At 32.6% G+C, this 18,724-nt stretch carries 12 protein-coding genes; 6 read left to right on the top strand and 6 right to left on the bottom strand.

The genetic code is table 11. The features are described 5' to 3' along the window. Positions 1 to 6 precede the first annotated feature (6 nt). The 6 genes from BOW57_RS13980 (at position 7) to BOW57_RS14005 (ending at position 7,302) form a co-directional block, all read left to right on the top strand. A complete protein-coding gene (locus tag BOW57_RS13980; RefSeq protein ID WP_073418076.1) occupies positions 7 to 192 on the top strand; it encodes a DUF5522 domain-containing protein in 186 nt (61 codons plus the stop codon). A gap of 483 nt (positions 193 to 675) precedes the next feature. After that, the gene (locus BOW57_RS13985) at positions 676 to 2,652 is read left to right on the top strand and encodes a urocanate hydratase (protein ID WP_129055085.1); all 1,977 of its coding nucleotides are present in this window, start codon (positions 676 to 678) and stop codon (positions 2,650 to 2,652) included. Between the two features lie 126 nt (positions 2,653 to 2,778). Then, positions 2,779 to 3,318 (top strand): DUF4136 domain-containing protein, encoded by a 540-nt coding sequence (locus BOW57_RS13990; protein WP_089053882.1) that lies wholly within the window; start codon positions 2,779 to 2,781, stop codon positions 3,316 to 3,318. Positions 3,319 to 3,593: 275 nt separating this feature from the next. Continuing rightward, positions 3,594 to 4,838, top strand: coding sequence for a threonine ammonia-lyase IlvA (gene ilvA / locus BOW57_RS13995; protein ID WP_129055087.1), 1,245 nt, complete (start codon positions 3,594 to 3,596; stop codon positions 4,836 to 4,838). Between the two features lie 80 nt (positions 4,839 to 4,918). Further along, positions 4,919 to 5,329, top strand: a complete 411-nt coding sequence (locus BOW57_RS14000; RefSeq protein WP_129055089.1) for a group III truncated hemoglobin — start codon at positions 4,919 to 4,921, stop codon at positions 5,327 to 5,329. A 215-nt stretch (positions 5,330 to 5,544) separates the two neighbouring features. Beyond that, a complete protein-coding gene (locus tag BOW57_RS14005) occupies positions 5,545 to 7,302 on the top strand; it encodes an aromatic amino acid hydroxylase (protein WP_129055091.1) in 1,758 nt (585 codons plus the stop codon). A 245-nt stretch (positions 7,303 to 7,547) separates the two neighbouring features. Here the strand turns inward: BOW57_RS14005 and BOW57_RS14010 are convergent, their stop codons facing one another. From BOW57_RS14010 to BOW57_RS14035, 6 genes are all read right to left on the bottom strand, one after another. Next, entirely contained in the window at positions 7,548 to 8,177 is a 630-nt protein-coding gene (locus BOW57_RS14010) for a DUF4230 domain-containing protein (RefSeq protein WP_129055093.1), read from the bottom strand. 185 nt (positions 8,178 to 8,362) lie between these two features. Continuing rightward, positions 8,363 to 10,681 carry a BamA/TamA family outer membrane protein gene (locus BOW57_RS14015; protein WP_129055095.1) on the bottom strand — a complete coding sequence of 773 codons (2,319 nt, stop codon included), beginning with the start codon at positions 10,679 to 10,681 and terminating at the stop codon, positions 8,363 to 8,365. Beyond that, the gene (locus BOW57_RS14020) at positions 10,665 to 15,755 is read right to left on the bottom strand and encodes a translocation/assembly module TamB (protein ID WP_129055097.1); all 5,091 of its coding nucleotides are present in this window, start codon (positions 15,753 to 15,755) and stop codon (positions 10,665 to 10,667) included. Before BOW57_RS14020 ends, BOW57_RS14015 begins: the two co-directional genes overlap by 17 nt. 249 nt (positions 15,756 to 16,004) lie before the next feature. Then, positions 16,005 to 16,964, bottom strand: a complete 960-nt coding sequence (locus tag BOW57_RS14025; RefSeq protein WP_129055099.1) for a GSCFA domain-containing protein — start codon at positions 16,962 to 16,964, stop codon at positions 16,005 to 16,007. 99 nt (positions 16,965 to 17,063) lie between these two features. Further along, positions 17,064 to 17,858, bottom strand: a complete 795-nt coding sequence (locus BOW57_RS14030; RefSeq protein ID WP_129055101.1) for a DUF2963 domain-containing protein — start codon at positions 17,856 to 17,858, stop codon at positions 17,064 to 17,066. Positions 17,859 to 18,076: 218 nt separating this feature from the next. Further along, positions 18,077 to 18,724, bottom strand: a 648-nt coding sequence (locus BOW57_RS14035) for a hypothetical protein (protein ID WP_206734745.1), incomplete at its 5' end; no start/stop codon positions are given.

Genomic DNA, 18,724 nt, shown 5'->3' on the forward strand with positions numbered 1-18,724 from the left:
AGATTTATGAAAGAGCAAAGTAATGAAAATAAATTAATCGAAGGTGAAGATTTTTACTATACACCCGAAGGTTACAAATGCTTTACGGAAAAACATCATTTAAAACGTGGTTATTGCTGCAAAAGCGGCTGCCGTCATTGTCCGTACGGCTTTGATAAACGAACTGGAGAAATCAGAAAAAAAGCAAATTAGTTAATATGGCAATTTGAAAATTAGATAATTAATATAAATTCCAATTTTTGAAATTCCAAATTCCAATCTAAAATCAATAATCTAAAATATTATATGGATATCCATTCAAGAAAATTCAGGATTAAGATCCACAAATCCTATCATAGGTCGGATATCCGTTATCCTTAGTTTTTTTAATTAGAAAATGTACCGATGAGTCAATTTGAGAATGAGAATTATTTCAGATCGAATTTACATCGACAGGTATTTCGCTCCTATGGAGCTTTTACCAACTGACCATATTGTTTTCTACAAATATTTCGTCTTTCCAAAGCTTAATACAGCTCCGTTAGGAGCGAAATATTTATAGAAATAAAATTTATCGGTCAGAATTTAGCCCCAGCGGGGCGACATAATCTAAAGAACAAAAAATTAATCTGTTGTTAATCTAACAAAAGTACCTTAGCGTCTTAGAACCTTAGCAACTCAGCACCTTAAAAGAAAATGACTTTCAAAGAACAAATACAGCAAGGAATTCCCTCAATATTACCTCCAAAAGCAACATATGATCCAGCTATTAATCACGCTCCAAAAAGAAAAGAAATTCTTTCGGCAGAAGAGAAAAAACTGGCTTTAAAAAATGCTTTGCGTTATTTTGAACCCAAACATCATGCTGAACTAATTCCTGAATTTTCGGAAGAACTAGAAAAATACGGACGTATTTATATGTATCGTCTTCGTCCAGATTATAGAATGTACGCAAGACCAATTAACGAGTATCCAGGAAAATCATTGCAGGCAAAAGCAATTATGCACATGATTCAGAATAATCTGGATTATGCTGTTGCACAGCATCCGCACGAATTGATTACCTATGGTGGAAATGGAGCTGTTTTTCAGAACTGGGCACAGTATTTATTGACGATGCAATATTTATCTGAAATGACAGATGAGCAGACTTTAACAATGTATTCTGGACATCCGATGGGATTATTCCCTTCGCATAAAGAAGCGCCGAGAGTTGTGGTTACAAACGGAATGGTTATCCCAAATTATTCTAAACCTGACGATTGGGAAAAAATGAATGCGCTTGGCGTTTCACAATATGGACAAATGACGGCAGGAAGTTATATGTACATCGGACCGCAGGGAATTGTGCACGGAACTACGATTACAGTTTTAAACGGCTTTAGAAAAATAAAACAAAATCCCGAAGGAAGTTTATTTGTAACTTCTGGTCTTGGCGGAATGTCTGGTGCTCAGCCAAAAGCTGGAAATATTGCAGGTTGTATTACGGTTTGTGCCGAAGTAAATCCAAAAATCACTAAAATTCGCCATGAGCAAGGATGGATTAATGAAGTAGTAACTTCTACAGATGAATTGGTTGCGAGAGTAGCTTTGGCGAAAGCCAATAAAGAGACAGTTTCAATTGCTTATCTAGGAAATGTTGTTGACGTTTGGGAACGTTTTGATCAAGAAAACATCAAAATTGATTTAGGTTCAGATCAAACTTCACTTCATAATCCTTGGGCTGGTGGTTATTATCCGGTTGGAATTTCTTTTGAAGAGGCAAATGATTTGATGGCCAACAATCCAGAATTATTCAAAGAAAAAGTTCAGGAAACATTGCGTCGTCATGCTGCCGCGATTAATAAACATACGGCAAAAGGAACGTACTTTTTTGATTACGGAAATGCTTTTTTACTTGAGGCTTCACGCGCTGGCGCAGATGTAATGGCAGAAAATAATATCGATTTCAAATATCCTAGTTACGTTCAGGATATTATGGGGCCAATGTGTTTTGATTACGGATTTGGTCCTTTTAGATGGGTTTGTACCTCAGGAAAACCAGAAGATTTGCAAAAAACAGATGCAATTGCAAGTCAAGTTTTAGAGGAAATGGCAAAAACAGCTCCAAATGAAATTCAGCAGCAAATGCAGGATAACATAAAATGGATAAAGGGCGCTCAGGAAAACAAACTTGTTGTAGGCTCTCAAGCTCGAATTCTTTACGCTGATGCTGAAGGAAGAATTAAAATCGCCGAAGCTTTTAATCAGGCGATTGCAAAAGGCGAAATTGGTACTGTTGTTTTAGGACGCGATCATCACGACGTTTCTGGAACCGATTCTCCTTATAGAGAAACGTCAAACATTTATGATGGATCACGCTTTACAGCCGATATGGCGATTCATAATGTGATTGGCGACAGCTTTAGAGGTGCAACTTGGGTATCTATTCATAATGGCGGCGGAGTTGGCTGGGGAGAGGTTATAAACGGCGGTTTTGGTATGGTTCTTGATGGTTCTAAGGAGGCTTCAAAACGTTTAGCATCAATGCTTTTTTGGGATGTTAATAACGGAATTTCAAGACGAAGCTGGGCTCGAAATGATGAAGCAATTTTTGCCATAAAAAGAGCTATGCAAGTAGAGCCATTATTAAAAGTAACTTTGCCTAATATTGTTGACGAAAGTCTGCTTTAATTAAAAAGATGTTTATTATTTAATAAAATGTCATCCTGAGCGAAATCGAAGGCTTATAACAACAAAAAATCTTCTATTTCGCTTAGCCTGATAAATACAAAAGAGAACATTAAATTTTTTATAACTATGAAAACATTCAAATTAGTTCCGATTTTTCTGCTAATGATCTTATCGTCATGCAGCAGTGTTACTGTATATTCTGATTACGACAAAAGTGTCGATTTTGCGCCTTATAAAACGTATGCTTTCTTTAAACCTGGAATTGATAAAGTCGAAATTTCTGATTTGGATAAAAGACGTATTCTTCGCGCAATCGATCAACAAATGCAAGCAAAAGGATTTACAAAAAGTGATAATCCAGACTTATTGGTAAATATTTTTACCAAATCCAGAGAGCAGGTTGATGTAAATCAATTTAGCGCCGGATGGGGTTATGGCTGGGGATGGGGATGGAATCCTTATATGATGTACGGCGGAAACCAAACTACTGTTTCTACTTCTACTGAAGGAACTTTATACATCGACCTAATTGATGCAAAAAAGAAAGAAATGATCTGGCAAGGTGAGGGAATTGGTGTTTTAACTAGAAACATCGATAAAAAAGATGAGCGAATTGCAGAATTTGTAGGCAAAATTTTAGCTCAATATCCTCCTGTAAAAAAATAATTATTTACTTTTGCTATTCAATTAATATAAAAAATGACAAACTTTAACAACATTATTATCGCTATTATCAGCATTATTGCAATTCAGCAATAATGGCGAGGTGTTATATAAGTATGTAAAATATAATTTATAAGAACCTCCCACATCGGGAGGTTTTTTATTTTAAAAATGATTTAAAATAGCCACGAATTACACAAATTTTCACGAATTACTTTTTCTCTTAGAGGATAAAATTAGTGTCAATTCATGTAATTCGTGGCAAAAAACAAAACAACATGAGTTTATTTAACGAAGTACTTAACGCAAAAAAACAGCTCGAAAATGTAGTTGCGGCAACGCCTTTAACCCAAAATTTAAATCTTTCAGACGAATTTAAATCGACTATTTTACTAAAAAGAGAAGATTTACAAATCGTACGTTCTTATAAGATTAGAGGTGCTTACAATAAGATTTCTTCATTAACTGAAAAAGAAAAAGTAAACGGAATTGTTTGTGCCAGTGCGGGAAATCATGCTCAAGGTGTGGCTTATTCTTGTAATCTGCTGCAAATAAAAGGCAAAATTTATATGCCAAAAACCACGCCAAAGCAAAAAGTAAAACAAGTGCAGTTGTTCGGGAAATCGTTTGTAGAAATTGTTTTAACCGGAGATACTTTTGATGATGCTTATGCTTCGGCAACGGCAGATGCTATCAAGAACCACAAAACATTTATCCATCCTTTTGATGATGAAAAAGTAATTGCCGGACAGGGAACTGTAGGTTTAGAAATTCTCGAAAGTTATATAGAACCTATAGATTATGTTTTTGTACCCATTGGCGGCGGCGGACTGGCTTCTGGATTGTCTGAAGTTTTTAAACATTTAAGCCCAAATACTAAAATCATTGGCGTTGAACCAAAAGGCGCTCCTTCGATGAAAACTTCTATTGAAGAAAATAAAAATACTGCCTTAAAAACAATAGATAAATTTGTCGATGGCGCTGCTGTAAAACAAGTTGGCGATAAAACTTTTGAAATCTGTCGTTATAATCTTGAAGATATTATTCTCGTTCCAGAAGGAAAAGTATGCACAACCATTTTACGTTTATACAATGAAGAAGCGATGGTTGTAGAACCTGCGGGTGCATTAACAATTGCTGCGCTGGATTTTTATAAAGATAAAATAAAAGGAAAAACGGTGGTTTGCGTTGTCAGCGGAAGCAATAATGACATTGAAAGAACTGCCGAAATAAAAGAGCGCTCACTGCTTTATGAAGGTTTAATGCATTATTTCATGATTCAATTTCCACAGCGTCCGGGAGCTTTAAAGGAGTTTGTAAACAACATTTTAGGTCCGGATGATGATATTACTTATTTTCAATTTGCTAAGAAAAACAGCCGAGAAGTAGGGTCTGTTGTCGTTGGTTTAGAGTTGAAAAACAAAAAAGATATTATGGCTATCAAAATGAAAATGACGCAATATGGGTTTGAATTTCAATATTTAAACGACAATCAGGATTTGTTTACGCAGCTAATTGGGTAATTATTTCCTGCCTGATAAATATCAGCAAATAAAGAAGAAGTTATAACGTATTTTTGCAAATCAATTTTATTTAGAAAAACATGGAAACGCTTAAAGACATTTCAAACATAGAAGACATAAAACAAATGGTTAAGAGCTTTTATGATAATGTTAGAAAAGACGATCTTATTGGTCCAATTTTCAATGATAAACTGCAAGATCGCTGGGAACCGCATTTGCAAAAAATGTACGGTTTTTGGCAGACTATATTATTTGATGTTCGTGCTTACTCAGGCACGCCATTTCCGCCTCACAAGCAATTACCTGTAGATAGAACTCATTTTGACCGTTGGATTCAAATTTTCAATACTACAATCGATGCGCAGTTTGCTGGAGAAATTACCGAAGAAGCTAAAATGCGTGCAACAAACATGGCTTATATGTTTAATCATAAAATTGAACATTTTAGAAATGTTGAAAATGAACTAAAAAATGCAATTAATAAATCTTAAAAGAGCAATATTTTAATACAATCGCAATAGTACTTTATTACTTAAACTCAATTTAATTTAGGTAATAATTACAATATGCGCCTAATCTGTAAACTTCCTTTAAAATCTACAAAAACGCAATAAAGGGCATTTTCGAACAAAACTTTTGTGATTATTATCACAAAAAAGGTGGTTTAAATTCGTAATTTTACATTTTAACCTAGAACGTTTTCGAAATGAATCCAAATATAGAAACCAATCCGCTTTTAGAGAGATTGCCAAAACATTTAAAGCAATTTATTAAACCTCAAGATTATAGTGATTACACTCCAATTAATCAAGCGGTTTGGAGATACGTTATGCGCAAAAATGTAGATTATCTTTCAAAAGTAGCGCATCATTCGTATTTAGAAGGTTTACGCAAAACAGGAATCGAAATAGATTCTATTCCCAGTATGTATGGAATGAACCGAATTCTAACTGAAATTGGCTGGGCTGCTGTTGCTGTTGACGGATTTATTCCGCCAAATGCATTTATGGAATTTCAGGCATACAATGTTTTAGTTATTGCATCGGATATTCGACAATTAGAACATATTGAATATACTCCTGCTCCAGACATTATTCACGAAGGTGCAGGTCACGCTCCTATTATTGCCAATCCAGAATACGCAGAATATCTAAGACGTTTTGGCGAAATTGGATGTAAAGCGATTTCATCTCATAAGGATTACCAAATGTATGAAGCGATTCGTTTGCTTTCTATTTTGAAAGAAGCTGAAGATACGCCGCAGGAAAAAATTGACGAGGCTGAAAAAGCGGTTGCCGATTTGCAAAACGATATGGGCGAATTGTCTGAAATGGCTCAAATTCGAAACTTGCATTGGTGGACGGTTGAATATGGTTTGATTGGAACTGTCGAAGACCCAAAAATTTACGGTGCAGGATTACTTTCGTCAATTGGAGAAAGTGCTTGGTGCATGACAGATAATGTAAAGAAAATCCCTTATGATATTTCGGCTGCAAATCAAAATTTTGATATTACGCAGCTACAGCCGCAGCTTTATGTAACACCTACTTTTTCTTATTTAAGCTTAATTCTGGAAGAGTTTGCTAATAAAATGGCATTGCGAACTGGAGGTCTTTCTGGAATTAAAAAACTGATTCAGTCAAATGCTTTAGGAACAATTGAGTTAAGTACTGGTTTACAAATTTCAGGAGTTTTTACCAATGTTCTTGAAGATGAAGGAAAACCGGTTTACATACAAACGACTGGAAAAACAGCTTTAGCTTACCGCGAAAAAGAATTAGTCGGCCACGGAACTTTAACACATCCACATGGTTTTGGAAGTCCGATTGGAAAACTAAAAGGCTTTAATCTTGCCATTGAAGATATGAGCCCGAAAGATTTACAAGCTTACAGTATTGTAGAAAACGAAACGGTAAAACTGGAATTTGAGGGTAATATTATTGTTGAAGGTGAAATTATTACAGGATCTAGAAACTTACACGGAGAAATTATTCTGATTAGCTTTAGAAATTGTACTGTAACGCATGGCGAAACTATTTTGTTTCAGCCAGATTGGGGAAATTACGATATGGCAATTGGTAAAAAAGTCGTTTCGGCATTTTCTGGTCCTGCAGATGTAAATAGCTTTGACTTAATCAATATAGTACCAACAACGAAAACTATTAAAGCAAAACATTCTGAAGAACGTGATGATTTAGAAGGTTTATATGCTAAAGTAAGAGATCTTAGAAAAAATAAAGATTCTAAAAAAGAGCTGAAATCTGTTTTTGAAAATCTAAAAAACAATCATTCAAATGATTGGCTGTTGTCTGTTGAAATTACAGAACTTTTGAAAGATTCTGAAGAAAAACAACTTTTGCAAGAAGTATTGGTTTATTTGGATCAATTGAAAGTAAAACGTCCTGAAATTGCACATTTAATTACTGGAGGATTGGATTTGATTTTTGATAAAGAAACTGTTTAAGTTTTAAGGCACAAAGTTTTTCTTCATCAAATTGCAAGAATTGCCTCCTGCTTTAGCTGGAGGAAAAAATAAAGCAAAAATCAAAAGGCTTTAGCCAAATCTTATATTTTGGCTAAAGCCTTTTTCAATTTCTTGATGAATACCTCCAGCTAAAGCAGGAGACAATTCAAAAAATCATTTTAATCCTTTTGAGCGGCAAAAAAACCTCTGTTTCTTTGAACCTTTGCCTCTTTGAACCTCAAAAACTACAATTTCAAATCCTCATTTAAATCTGCATCAGATTCAATCGTTTTGCCATTGTATTGCAATTTCCAACCCATTGAATTAGTTAGGATTAAAATTTTAGACAACTCGCTTATTAAACGGTTTTGTGCATTACTTTTCAATGAAGATTTTTCGATTTTCTTGGCTAGATTCGCTTTTACCGATTTATTGATTTTATTATAATCATCACCCGTAAACGGATTCAGCTTGCTTTGTTCAACATCGTAAAACTGAATATCCGGATTTATAGTAATCTCTTCTTTTGGAATATTTAAAATCGTGATGGTTTTATTTTTTTCATCGATGTCGTATTTCATTTTATGCAAATCATATGCAACAGTAACATTTGCATTTACCACAATAAGTGCTTTTTTCTCAAATGAAATCATATCCATCAAATACTTCTGCTGGTTTTTATAAGTTATTACTTCAGAGAAATGCCCTTCGGTAACAACCAATTTTCCAACATTAAGTATTTTCTCTTGAATTAAATTGGTATTATAATCGATTGTTGAATCGTCATCTTTTTTGAACTCGCAATATTTAAAAGCCAAAACGATGACTAAAATAATAACACCAACGCCAATAATTCTTTTTACTAAGTTTTGCATTCTGATAAAATGTTTAGACGAATTTACTTCTTTTTTTAGTTTTTTTCGCCACGAATTTCACTAATTACACTAATTTTTCAGTATGATCTTTTTAAAATTGAGGAATAAAAACAAAGTATAGAATTAGCGAAAATTCGTGAAATTCGTAGCGAAAAAAAGCAACTAAAAAATAAAACAAAAATCCTTTAAAATGGATACCCAATAGCGATATTCAAAATCAGATTATCTTTTCGCCATGTACTGCTTCCAAAATTAATATCATCAATAACCCAGCGTTGTCCGTCTGGTAATGCCGGATTTCGAAGTGGAAAAGCCAAATCTGTTCTTAGAATCAGGAACGATAAATCAAAGCGTAATCCCGCTCCAGCGCCTATTGCAATTTGTTTCATAAAATCTTTCGAAATCTCGGCTCCAGGTTTATTTGGGTCGGCGTTTAAAAGCCAAATATTTCCAGCATCTAAAAACACTGCACCTCTCACAATACTAAAAAGCTTTGCCCTGTATTCGGTATTAAACTCCAACTTTATATCTGCAGATTGATCTGGTGTATAATTATCGTTTGTTGTTGGCGGAATCACATAACTTCCCGGCCCTAAAGTTCTTGCTCTGAAGGCACGAATACTATTTGTTCCTCCAACTACAAATTGCTTTGAAGCAGGCAGTGTATTCGAATTTCCATAAGCAAATCCAGCGCCTACTATAAGTCTGCTTGCTAATTCGCTTTCTTTTCCTAATTTTAAATAATGTCTAAAATCTGATCTAATTTTTACATACTGACTAAATGGAACGTCGAGTATTTTTATTGTGTCATTTTTCTTGATATTAGCTCCTGTAACTAAACCGGTAAGATTTCCAGCTAAATCTATTTCGCCATTAAAATAGATCGTATTTTTTCGACGTTTCTGCATCGTATTAGTATACGTATAACTGTAAGTTGGACCAAAAATTAACTGTTTTTCAATTACTTTCCCCAATGCTGCATCTTCTTCAATATCTTCTAAATATTCTGGCGTAACATGATTTGGACTTACATAAGTTATGTCTATAACATTTAATTGATGCTCTTTACGAATGTTTTCTTTCCATAAATAACCAAATGATGTATTAAAAGAATTCAAAGCATACAACTGCGTTCTTTTTTGATATTCATATCGCACTGTAGCTTTAGTTCGTGGCACAAATTCGCTGTTTCCTTCAATATTAAAAGGAGTTACAAATCTTGGCCAAGTCAAACTTGTTTCGGCTCCAAGCTTATAAATATTTTTACCTTTATTTACGCCGCCAAGCTGAAAATCGGCTCCGCCAAAAATAGACGCTGTCAGCAATTCGGCACCTTTAAGTAAATTTCGGTTATTCCAATTCAAGTTAATCTCTGTTCCTGTATAACTGGCTGAATTTGTTTTTCCTAAAACTTCAACCCGTATAAACTTTTTAGGCAGAAGCGTTAAATAGTAATAAGAATCTAAAGCATTTTTTATGCTGTCTGAAGGTTTGAATTCATTTTTAACAAAACTAAAAGTTCCCAGATTCACAAAGCGATTCAAAGTAAGATTATGATCTTTCCGATTATATAAATCTCCTTTTTTAAAATATATTGTTCTGTCAAAAACCCTTGGTTTAAAAGTCTCTGTCGTGTCAATAATTGTAAAATCCTTATATTGTGTAATATTCTTTTTTCTATAAACTGCACTGTCGTTTGTTAAAGAATAATTTGGGTAAACAAATATGTTATTAATTTTATATGCGGTTAATGCTTTAGGCGGCGTATCAGGTTTTATTATTATTTTGATTTTTACCTCGTGATCGCCTTTACTGCTGTCTACTCTAGCTAAAAGATAATCCGGATTAAAATAAAAATAACCTTTCTCTTTTAGTCTGGCATCAATACGTTCACGTTCTGCTTTTATAACGTCTAAGTCGTATGGTTTTCCTACTTTCAATAAACTTCTTCGGCTTGATCTTCCAATTATTCTGGACATTGCCAGAGAATCATCAGGAAAAGTTACACTTTTTATTATATACTGTTTTTTTGGTATAACGGTATATTCTGCTGTAACACGTTTACTTCTAACGGTAGAATCTGCACTTACCTGCGTTTTAAAATAACCTCGATTTTCAGTAAAATTTCGTAAAACTGCGGCATTATAATCTAAATCGACTTTGCTAAAAAGTACGGGCGCCTCGCCTACTTTATTTCGCAGCCAATATCTAGTTCCTTTTTGTTTTTTAGGTTCACCGGCAAGATTATAAATCAGTAATTTAGGGCGTAATCCAAAAATCTGTTTATTAGGTTTTGGGCGCAATAACCCTTCTAATTCTGTTTCAAGTGCTTTTCTATCTTTCTTTTTCATGATCGAATCTTTCACCGTAACAGATGCTCCTGTATAAAGTAAATCGCCATCTGGCAGATATTTTGTATTACTGCAGCTTAAAACAAAAAAAAGGCTGAACAGTACAAAATACTTTACATATCTATTTTCTATATGATTATGTTTTTTGCTCATTACCTTTTATTTGATTTTCTTTTAGCTCTTGCTCTTCTTTCTCTTTCTGTTTTCTTTTTTCTTTGCGGATTTTCTCTTCCTTTATCATTTGCTTTTCTTGTTCTGAACGATGAAAAAGCTCTCTAAATTTATTATAACTCATCGTAATAATAAAAGCAACCCCAGTTTCTACAACCTGACCTTCTACTGCAACTTGGTATTGATTTTTTCTATAAGCACGAACCATATATCGGCCGTCTTTTGTAATTTGATAATCTAAGGCAACATCGCCGGCAATATTGGTGCTTTCTTCGTTTGCACGTTCTGCGCCTTCAACGCCAAAACTGCTTCCAACAGTTACTTTCAAACGATCATCAAGGAGTTTTTTAGAAACTGCAACATTCAAATCGGTTCTATTTTGCATGGTTCCAGAAGTGTAATCTTCAGATGATTCTAAATCAAAATTAATTTCAAATCCTGTAATTAATTCACCTGCCAGATTATTTAATTGCTGCGAAAGAATTTTACTCACACTTTGTCTTGCCAAAGATTCTGCACTTGTACCTCCACTCTCGCTCGCAAACGGATTTTGCCCAACAAATCGATTCAATAATAAAAGTGCAAAAACCTGTTTATTTAATTCTGCTGGATCTTGTTCTAATTGCTTCAGTTTTGCTTTTGTTTTCGTTACAACATCAGAAGAAACATCGTAATTACCATCTGGTAGATTAATTCCAAAAGAAATATCCGGTTTCATTAATTCTCCATTCATTTTCAACAACGTCTGAAAAGGAAGTTTTTGCTTATAAGTATTTCTTGAAGCAGTATCATCAGTCGAAAGCTGATCTCCTACTAAATCAATTGGCGCAGCATTTACTTTATAAATTGCTGTAATATTTAAATTTGCCATTGTAGGCTCACCATTCCAAGTGATGTAACTTCCTTTTTGAATATCGAATTTCCTTTTAATTCCGTTAAAATTCATTTCATACGCGCCATCCGAAAATTCATATTTCCCTGTCAAAGTTGTTTTTCCTGACTGGTCAATTCCACCGACTAATTCTGCCTCACCTTTTAATTTTAAATAATCTCCATTTGCTTTATCAATCAGCAAAGTTAGTTCTGCTTCTTTATCAATTGAAATCGCAACATTTACATCCATTCCTTTTACTTGCGATTGATCCAGTTTATTTTGCAAATCGACAGTTTGTTTTAAATACATATTATCTTCATCAACAAACTCTACAATTCCTTCACGATCGGCTATCGAAGGATCTGACTGCGGCATTACAACCGTAAATTTAGTTTCTTTATTGATTTTGATTGTTCCGCCAACCACAGGACTTTCAAGATTTCCTTTGATAGTAAGTTTGGTGTCTAAAAATAAATCTCCATAGAATAAATCATTATCAACTTCTTTAGAATGTATTGCTCTAAAATCGTCTGCAGTAACAGCCAAATCAAAATTATAATCTCTAAAATCTGTTGATTTTATAGTTCCGTTTACCTCTAATTCATTTTCATTTTCATCAGAAAGAGAGAATTTATCAAATGAAATGGTTTCGTTATTAAAAGCAATTGTTTCATTTCCTGTTTTAAAATAAGAGTTTAACTGCGTTACTCTAAAACCGGCATCATTAAAATTAAGTTCTCCGTTTATTTTTGGAGCAGCTGCGTTTCCTATGATTTTAAAATTACCCGATAAGTATCCTGTTCCCTCAGTAATGTTTCCCATACTAAAACCTTGAATACTTTTAATATTTAGTTTATTTATGGCAACGTCAAAATCAAAATTTCCTGCATCAATTGTGTAGGTTCCATTCAAATTAACATCATTCCCTTCATCACTCAAAGTCACATTTGCAGCTAGAAGATTTGCTGCTTTATTGTCTACTTTTACTTCTAAATCTCCTACTTTTTCACCTTTAAAAGTAAAATCATCAATTTTTAAATTTGAAGTAAAAATTGGGTTCGTCATTATATTTTCAACTAAAGCAGAACCGTTAATCAAACCTTGCATCAACAGCTCGTCTTTTTTAACCATATTCATAATGGTTTCGATTTTGAAGTTCACAAAATCAACTTGAAGCGGCGCATTATCTTGTATTCCCTGAGATTGAACTTTTAATTCATTTCCGTTATTATCCAAATAGAATTTATTAACATACAAACGCTTGCCTCCAAATTCAATCGCATTCTCTGAATCGATATTCCATTTATCATAATTTAGAATAAAGTTCTCAGCATCTATTTTAAATATGTTCTTCGAATCTTCTGCCTTAAATTCTCCTGCAATAAAATACTGTTGTTTATCTTTTGCATCTTTCACTTCAAGTGCATAATTCAGTATATTATTTTCAACTTTTCCAGACAAACTGGTGAATGGAATTTTTAGCGAACCGCTTTCAATTGTTGCAATTGAAACTGAATATTCTAAAGCATTTTCTTTAGCTTCGATATTAATTTTTCCGTCAGCTATTGTATTTTCAGCATATACAATTCTCGGAATTGTTCCTTTTACTTCTAAAGAATCGGTTATGTTATTATATTTTCCAGAGATTTTAATAGGTTCTAAACTCGTAAGTTTTGGAATCAGTTTAAACAAAATTGGATCATTATTTACGGTTAAGGTAAAAGCTAATCTTTGTTCATCAGATTCTCCGTTTACTTTAGGTTTTTTTAAATCGATATATTTTGACAATGATTTTTTAATGGCTGCTGTCAAAGTTGTCAATTTGTATTTTCCATCTACTTCTGCTTTTAAAAACTGAGAAGATATTTTAATATTATTTCTAGTATTATCTGAAAAAGCAATTACACGCACTGAATCTAAAACAATTGGCTCAGCATCCTGTAAAATCTGAATATTCGAAAGAAACACTTTTCCGTTCAAAAAATCTGGATTGCTATTCGTGATATCTGCGTCGACATTTCCGCGCAGTTTCATTGGCCCTGCATGCAGATTCAATTTTTCTAAATCGGCAATGTCAAGATTTAATTTAAGTTTTACGGTTGGAAATTTATCTTTCGTATCACCGCTTGCTGTTAAATTAAAATTCAAATTAGGGTCTTGCATTCCTGATTTTACGGAGAAAGAGCCATTTGCAATATTTCCTTTTAACGCTAAATCTCGATAAGTATAACGATTAAAAACCGCTTTCTTAACCAATCCGTCAATTGCTGCATTTGCTGTTTTCGGATCTAGGCCGTTTCCTTTTACTTTAGCTTTAAGCGTAATTTTTCCGATGGAGTCATTTTTAATCAATCTGCCTAAATCAAAATCAAGCAAATAAACAGTCGCATCGTATTTCTCTCTTTTTTTAATGCGTTGATCAAATAAAGCATCCACTTTTGCATTTCCAAAACTGCTGTTTAAAGTCAGATTGGTTTTAAAATTCTGAGCCGAACCTTTAAACTTTCCGCTTAGATTGAGCTGAGACGGCAATTGAATGTTTTTGGGAATTGTTCCTGCGGGTACAAACGAATTAATATCTTTTGAAGTGCTCGACAGTTTTTTAATATCTAAATCATAATATGCTTTTTGCGCGTCAGGAAGTCCCGTAATTTTTCCCAAAAGAGAAACTTTTGTAGTTCCAATTCCGCTCATTTCAAACTTCGGAATATTTAAGTCTTTTACCTTTCCGCTCACGCGGCTGTTTACATATAAAACTGCATTTGGATTGCTTTTAAAAGGATTTGTTTTTTGTAAATCCGGAACAAACAATAAAATGTCTTTAAAACCTATTTTCGATTCTTTTAAACTGGCATCAATCACAAGATTTGAAATGTCTTTTTGCAAGGCCGCAAGCGATTTATATTCTACCTTTATTTTATCTTTTACAAGAGTTTGAGGCGTCTTTAAATACAAGTTATCCAAAAAAGCATTTTTTGGTCCGTAAAAAAAATCTGTTTTTAAAGCCTGAATATTTAAACCGCTTTTTTCGTTTACGGTCAGCATTTTTATATTTCCAGAAATTGTGTCATTGGCATAATACAATTTCTCAGCCTGAAAGTTCATTTTACTTAAATCTAGATGACTGTAATCTAAACCTTTTGAAGTTGGTTTTGACTGCATATCATCAAATTTAAAAGCAACATTTTCTATGTCGATTTTATTTAGTTTCGCTTTCCAGCCGGCTTGCTTGATTGCTGTTGTATCTAAATTTGGAGTTTGAATTTGTTTGTCTTTTATTCCTAATCTCAGATTTCCGCTTAAATCTTTAAGTTCAAAAGCATTTAGATCTACGAGCTGTTTGTTTAAATTAATTTCATTGAATGATAATTTTAAACTGCCGAGTTTTATTCCTGAATCTAATTTTGAATCTTTGTTATCATAAGCAATATCAATTTTTGACAAACTGATTTTACCTAGTTTTAAATTGAAATCAGTACGCTGCGAAATTGTATCTGCAGTTTTTACTGAAGCTTCGGCAATTTTCTCTACAACATCCTGATTCAAAACTAATTTTAATCCGTCAAGATCAATATTCGGAATATCAAAATTCATTTTATCCAAATCGAATTCTTTGAATTTGGTATCAAAATGTGTCAGTTTTACACGAACATCGTTCTTCGAATAATCATCTTTAAAGTTAAAATTAACCTTATCGAGATTTATTTTTACAACTGATATTTTAAAGGGTTTACTATCTGGATCTTCTACTTTTGGCTCTTTAGATTCAAAGGCTTTTACGATATAATCAAAATTGAAAATGCCGTTTTTGTTTCGCGAAATATTGGCTTTTACATTTTCTAATGAAACAGAGTTAATCTCTAGTTCACTGCTGACGATTTTAAAAAGATCTACATCCAATTCTAAGCGTTTTCCTGCCAGAAGTGTATCTTTTTTTTGATCTTCAAAGTAAAATCCTTCCAGAACTATGTCTTTTGGAAATTTAATAGAAATATGATCTAAGGAAACTTTGGTTTTAATTTTGTCTTGAAGGTACGTAACTGCTTTGTCTTTTACATAATTCTGAACGGACGGAACCTGAATTAACACTATAAGAAGCAATAAAAGTATAACTACAGAAACCAAGCACCATAATAGTACACGTAATGTTTTTTTTATATAATGAATGGTTTTCTTATTCATGCGCTGCTAACACAATTAGATTATAGTTGCATTTTGTATAAAACGGCATCGCTGCTGTTTACAAATTTGTAAATTTTAATTCTTAACAATTTACACAATTACATGCAATTATTCCAAATTTATGGGTAAATAATTGTTTTCTTACTTTTTTTATCCAGCCATGAAGACATAAATTTGCTGATTTTTTAGAATACATTTAGCAAAAATATATTGTCTAATACTAATCAAACAACAATACTGTTCTTAAAACTAGAACTTAATATGCGGTAACTTTTCTCCTAAAAGTTTTATTTTCTGTTGGAGTTTTGCTAAGAATTTTTGGTGCTGCTCTGACTCAGGATTAAAACTGCGATGACGTAAACTTTTTTGAATTTCATCTACTTCCTGCATTGTTGAAAGGCTTTCTTGCGAAATACAATTTTCGCTGAAAAGTTTCCAAATATAATCGATCGCTATTTGGTTAGGATGCAGCATATCTTCGGCATAAAAACGATAATCACGAAGTTCGTCCATCATAATCTCGTATGAAGGGAAATAATTATGAGTTATGAATTGTGTGTTATGAGTTTTTAGAACTTGATGAAGCGCTGTAAATAAATGCGACTTGCTTAATTGATTTTCTACAAAACCATCTTTTATATGACGTACTGGAGAGATCGTAAAAATGAAATTTATATTTGGATTTAAAGTTTGAATTAAATTAATCGTATTTTGAATGCTTTTCTGAATTACATCAACTGATAATAATTGCTTTGAAAATTGTTTTTGAGGGACTTTATGACAATTTGCAACGACTTCATCACTTTGAATATTTCGATAAATCCACGAAGTTCCAAAAGTGATAATAATGTGAGTCGCTTCTTTAATTTTTTTATGCGTTTCGGCAACAGTTTTGTTAAGCGTTTCGAGTAATTCTTGTCTGTCTGAATTGCTTAAATCAGAATGGACTTCGAAACTATGCCAGCGTTCATTATGAAAAAAAACATCTTTCTCAGTAAATAAAACTTCATTGCAAACTCTTTCAAATATTCTTTCAATTGAAACTGGATTGAATATAATTCCAAACGGATTTGTTTCATTTTGAAATTTAAAATAATCGAATTTCTCCGCCATATTTTCTGCGAAACAAGAACCTACAGAAAGTACTTTCGAATTATAATCGATTTGATTATTACTTTTTGAAATTGGTATTTGGGTTCTGAACTGCATAGCTATTTATTTAAACACGAATTTCACCAATTTTCGCCAATAAAAAAACCAAATACGAAAAGTATTTGGTTTCTAGTTGAGTTTTAAACTTATTTGTAATTAATAAGTGTACTCTCTAATTTCATCAATAGTTACGCCATCTTGAAGATAGACTGTTATTTTAACAGGATACCCATTTGTATTATACTCATACGTTGTTTTACTAAAATAAGACATACTAGATCCCGTATAAGAATATGTATGTTTAATAAGATTATTAACATTAGAATCGTCTTCATCTATTAATAAATTAAACCCTAAAACATTTTTAAATGGATTGTTTTTTGAGTCATACTCATATAAACTCGCACGAACTGAACTTACTCCAGATCCTGTATCAGTAGCAACCAGCTTAATTAAATTGCCATTCTCAAAGGTATATACCTCTAAATAATCATTTTTACTCTCAATACCTGTTTGTGCATTTGTGCTGTAGGATTCTTTTGTAACAGTGCCGTCTCCATTATAAGAATAAACAAATCTTCCTTTATATTGCCCAAATGGATATTGGGAAGTAAAATTTCTTGCATATAATGTCGATGTTAATTTTCCGTTTGTATATAAAAATGATTTTTCTTCTTTTTTGTCACTTTTACCAGCTGTAATATCATAAGTCACTGCTTTAACAATAACATTACCTTCATAAGTAAAATCCGTTCGATCTTCTTCGTCTGTAACGCTTACAAGTTTATTACCACTGTAAGTAATTGTTGATGTTGTATTTTCTGAAGGATAATTTGGCTTAGAAAATTTAATTGTTTTAGGTAAAATTGCAGTTTCTGAATCATTATCATTTGAGGAGCAAGATGTAATTGTTAAAATCAAAGCGCCAAAAAAACACATAGTATTTTTCATAATCAAAAATTTATAGTTTATATTATTTCGCAAAAATACCGACACACAAACCTGAAAATAAGAACTATACGCTTTTTAAATATCAAAATAAGACAACATACACTTTGATAATTAGATTATAACAGTAAACAAATAGATCAGTAATTACTTACCCAAAAAAAAATCAAAAATAAAACAAAGTAAAAAAACCAAATACGGAAAGTACTTGGTTTTTACAGTTAATACAAATATTTTGTAAAACTTGTTATTTGTGTTCCTCCCCCTTTATAATAAGTCTCTAAGTTTGGATAACCATTAGAATTGTACTCATACTTGTGTACATCAAAATAAGCACCAGAATCAGCAGAAGAACGACTTAAACAGTTATTAAAAGATGATTTTTCATCATTTATCAATAAACTCATTCCTACAATACTTTTAAAAGGAGAATTCTTATTATCATAAACATAAGTAAATCCGTAAGAAGGAATATTAGTTTTTGTGTTGACAATAACTTCTTTAATCCTATTCCCGTTTTTTATTGTAAGCAGAGAAAAATAATCTTCTTCTGTTTCAATCTTCGTTAAATAATCAGAACTAAATCTTTGCTCCTTAATTAATGTATCTGATAAATAGGTATAAACTGATCTTATATTAATTTTTCTAGGATACGCTAATGCAATGTCAAGATATTTAATTGATTCTAGCTTTCCATTTTTATAAGAATAGTTTTCTTCATTAACCCTAACTTCTTTTCCTTGCATAACATTATAATAAGCTTTTCCAATAATTAGATTTCCCTCATAAGAATAATAAATTTTAGACATTTTATAAGCTATACTTTTAATTTTATTATTATCATAAGAAACGGCAGCAGTATCAGAACT

It is taken from the genome of Flavobacterium sp. YO64 (assembly GCF_004119505.1).
GTDB lineage: Bacteria > Bacteroidota > Bacteroidia > Flavobacteriales > Flavobacteriaceae > Flavobacterium > Flavobacterium oncorhynchi.

Bases quoted from the DNA above. Each gene is read 5' to 3' on its own strand.
- BOW57_RS14020 (WP_129055097.1), bottom strand. From the start codon at position 15,755: ATGAATAAGAAAACCATTCATTATATAAAAAAAACATTACGTGTACTA.
- ilvA (WP_129055087.1), top strand. From the start codon at position 3,594: ATGAGTTTATTTAACGAAGTACTTAACGCAAAAAAACAGCTCGAAAAT.
- BOW57_RS14030 (WP_129055101.1), bottom strand. From the start codon at position 17,858: ATGAAAAATACTATGTGTTTTTTTGGCGCTTTGATTTTAACAATTACA.
- BOW57_RS14010 (WP_129055093.1), bottom strand. From the start codon at position 8,177: ATGCAAAACTTAGTAAAAAGAATTATTGGCGTTGGTGTTATTATTTTA.
- BOW57_RS14015 (WP_129055095.1), bottom strand. From the start codon at position 10,681: ATGAGCAAAAAACATAATCATATAGAAAATAGATATGTAAAGTATTTT.
- BOW57_RS14005 (WP_129055091.1), top strand. From the start codon at position 5,545: ATGAATCCAAATATAGAAACCAATCCGCTTTTAGAGAGATTGCCAAAA.
- BOW57_RS13985 (WP_129055085.1), top strand. From the start codon at position 676: ATGACTTTCAAAGAACAAATACAGCAAGGAATTCCCTCAATATTACCT.
- BOW57_RS14000 (WP_129055089.1), top strand. From the start codon at position 4,919: ATGGAAACGCTTAAAGACATTTCAAACATAGAAGACATAAAACAAATG.
- BOW57_RS13980 (WP_073418076.1), top strand. From the start codon at position 7: ATGAAAGAGCAAAGTAATGAAAATAAATTAATCGAAGGTGAAGATTTT.
- BOW57_RS13990 (WP_089053882.1), top strand. From the start codon at position 2,779: ATGAAAACATTCAAATTAGTTCCGATTTTTCTGCTAATGATCTTATCG.
- BOW57_RS14025 (WP_129055099.1), bottom strand. From the start codon at position 16,964: ATGCAGTTCAGAACCCAAATACCAATTTCAAAAAGTAATAATCAAATC.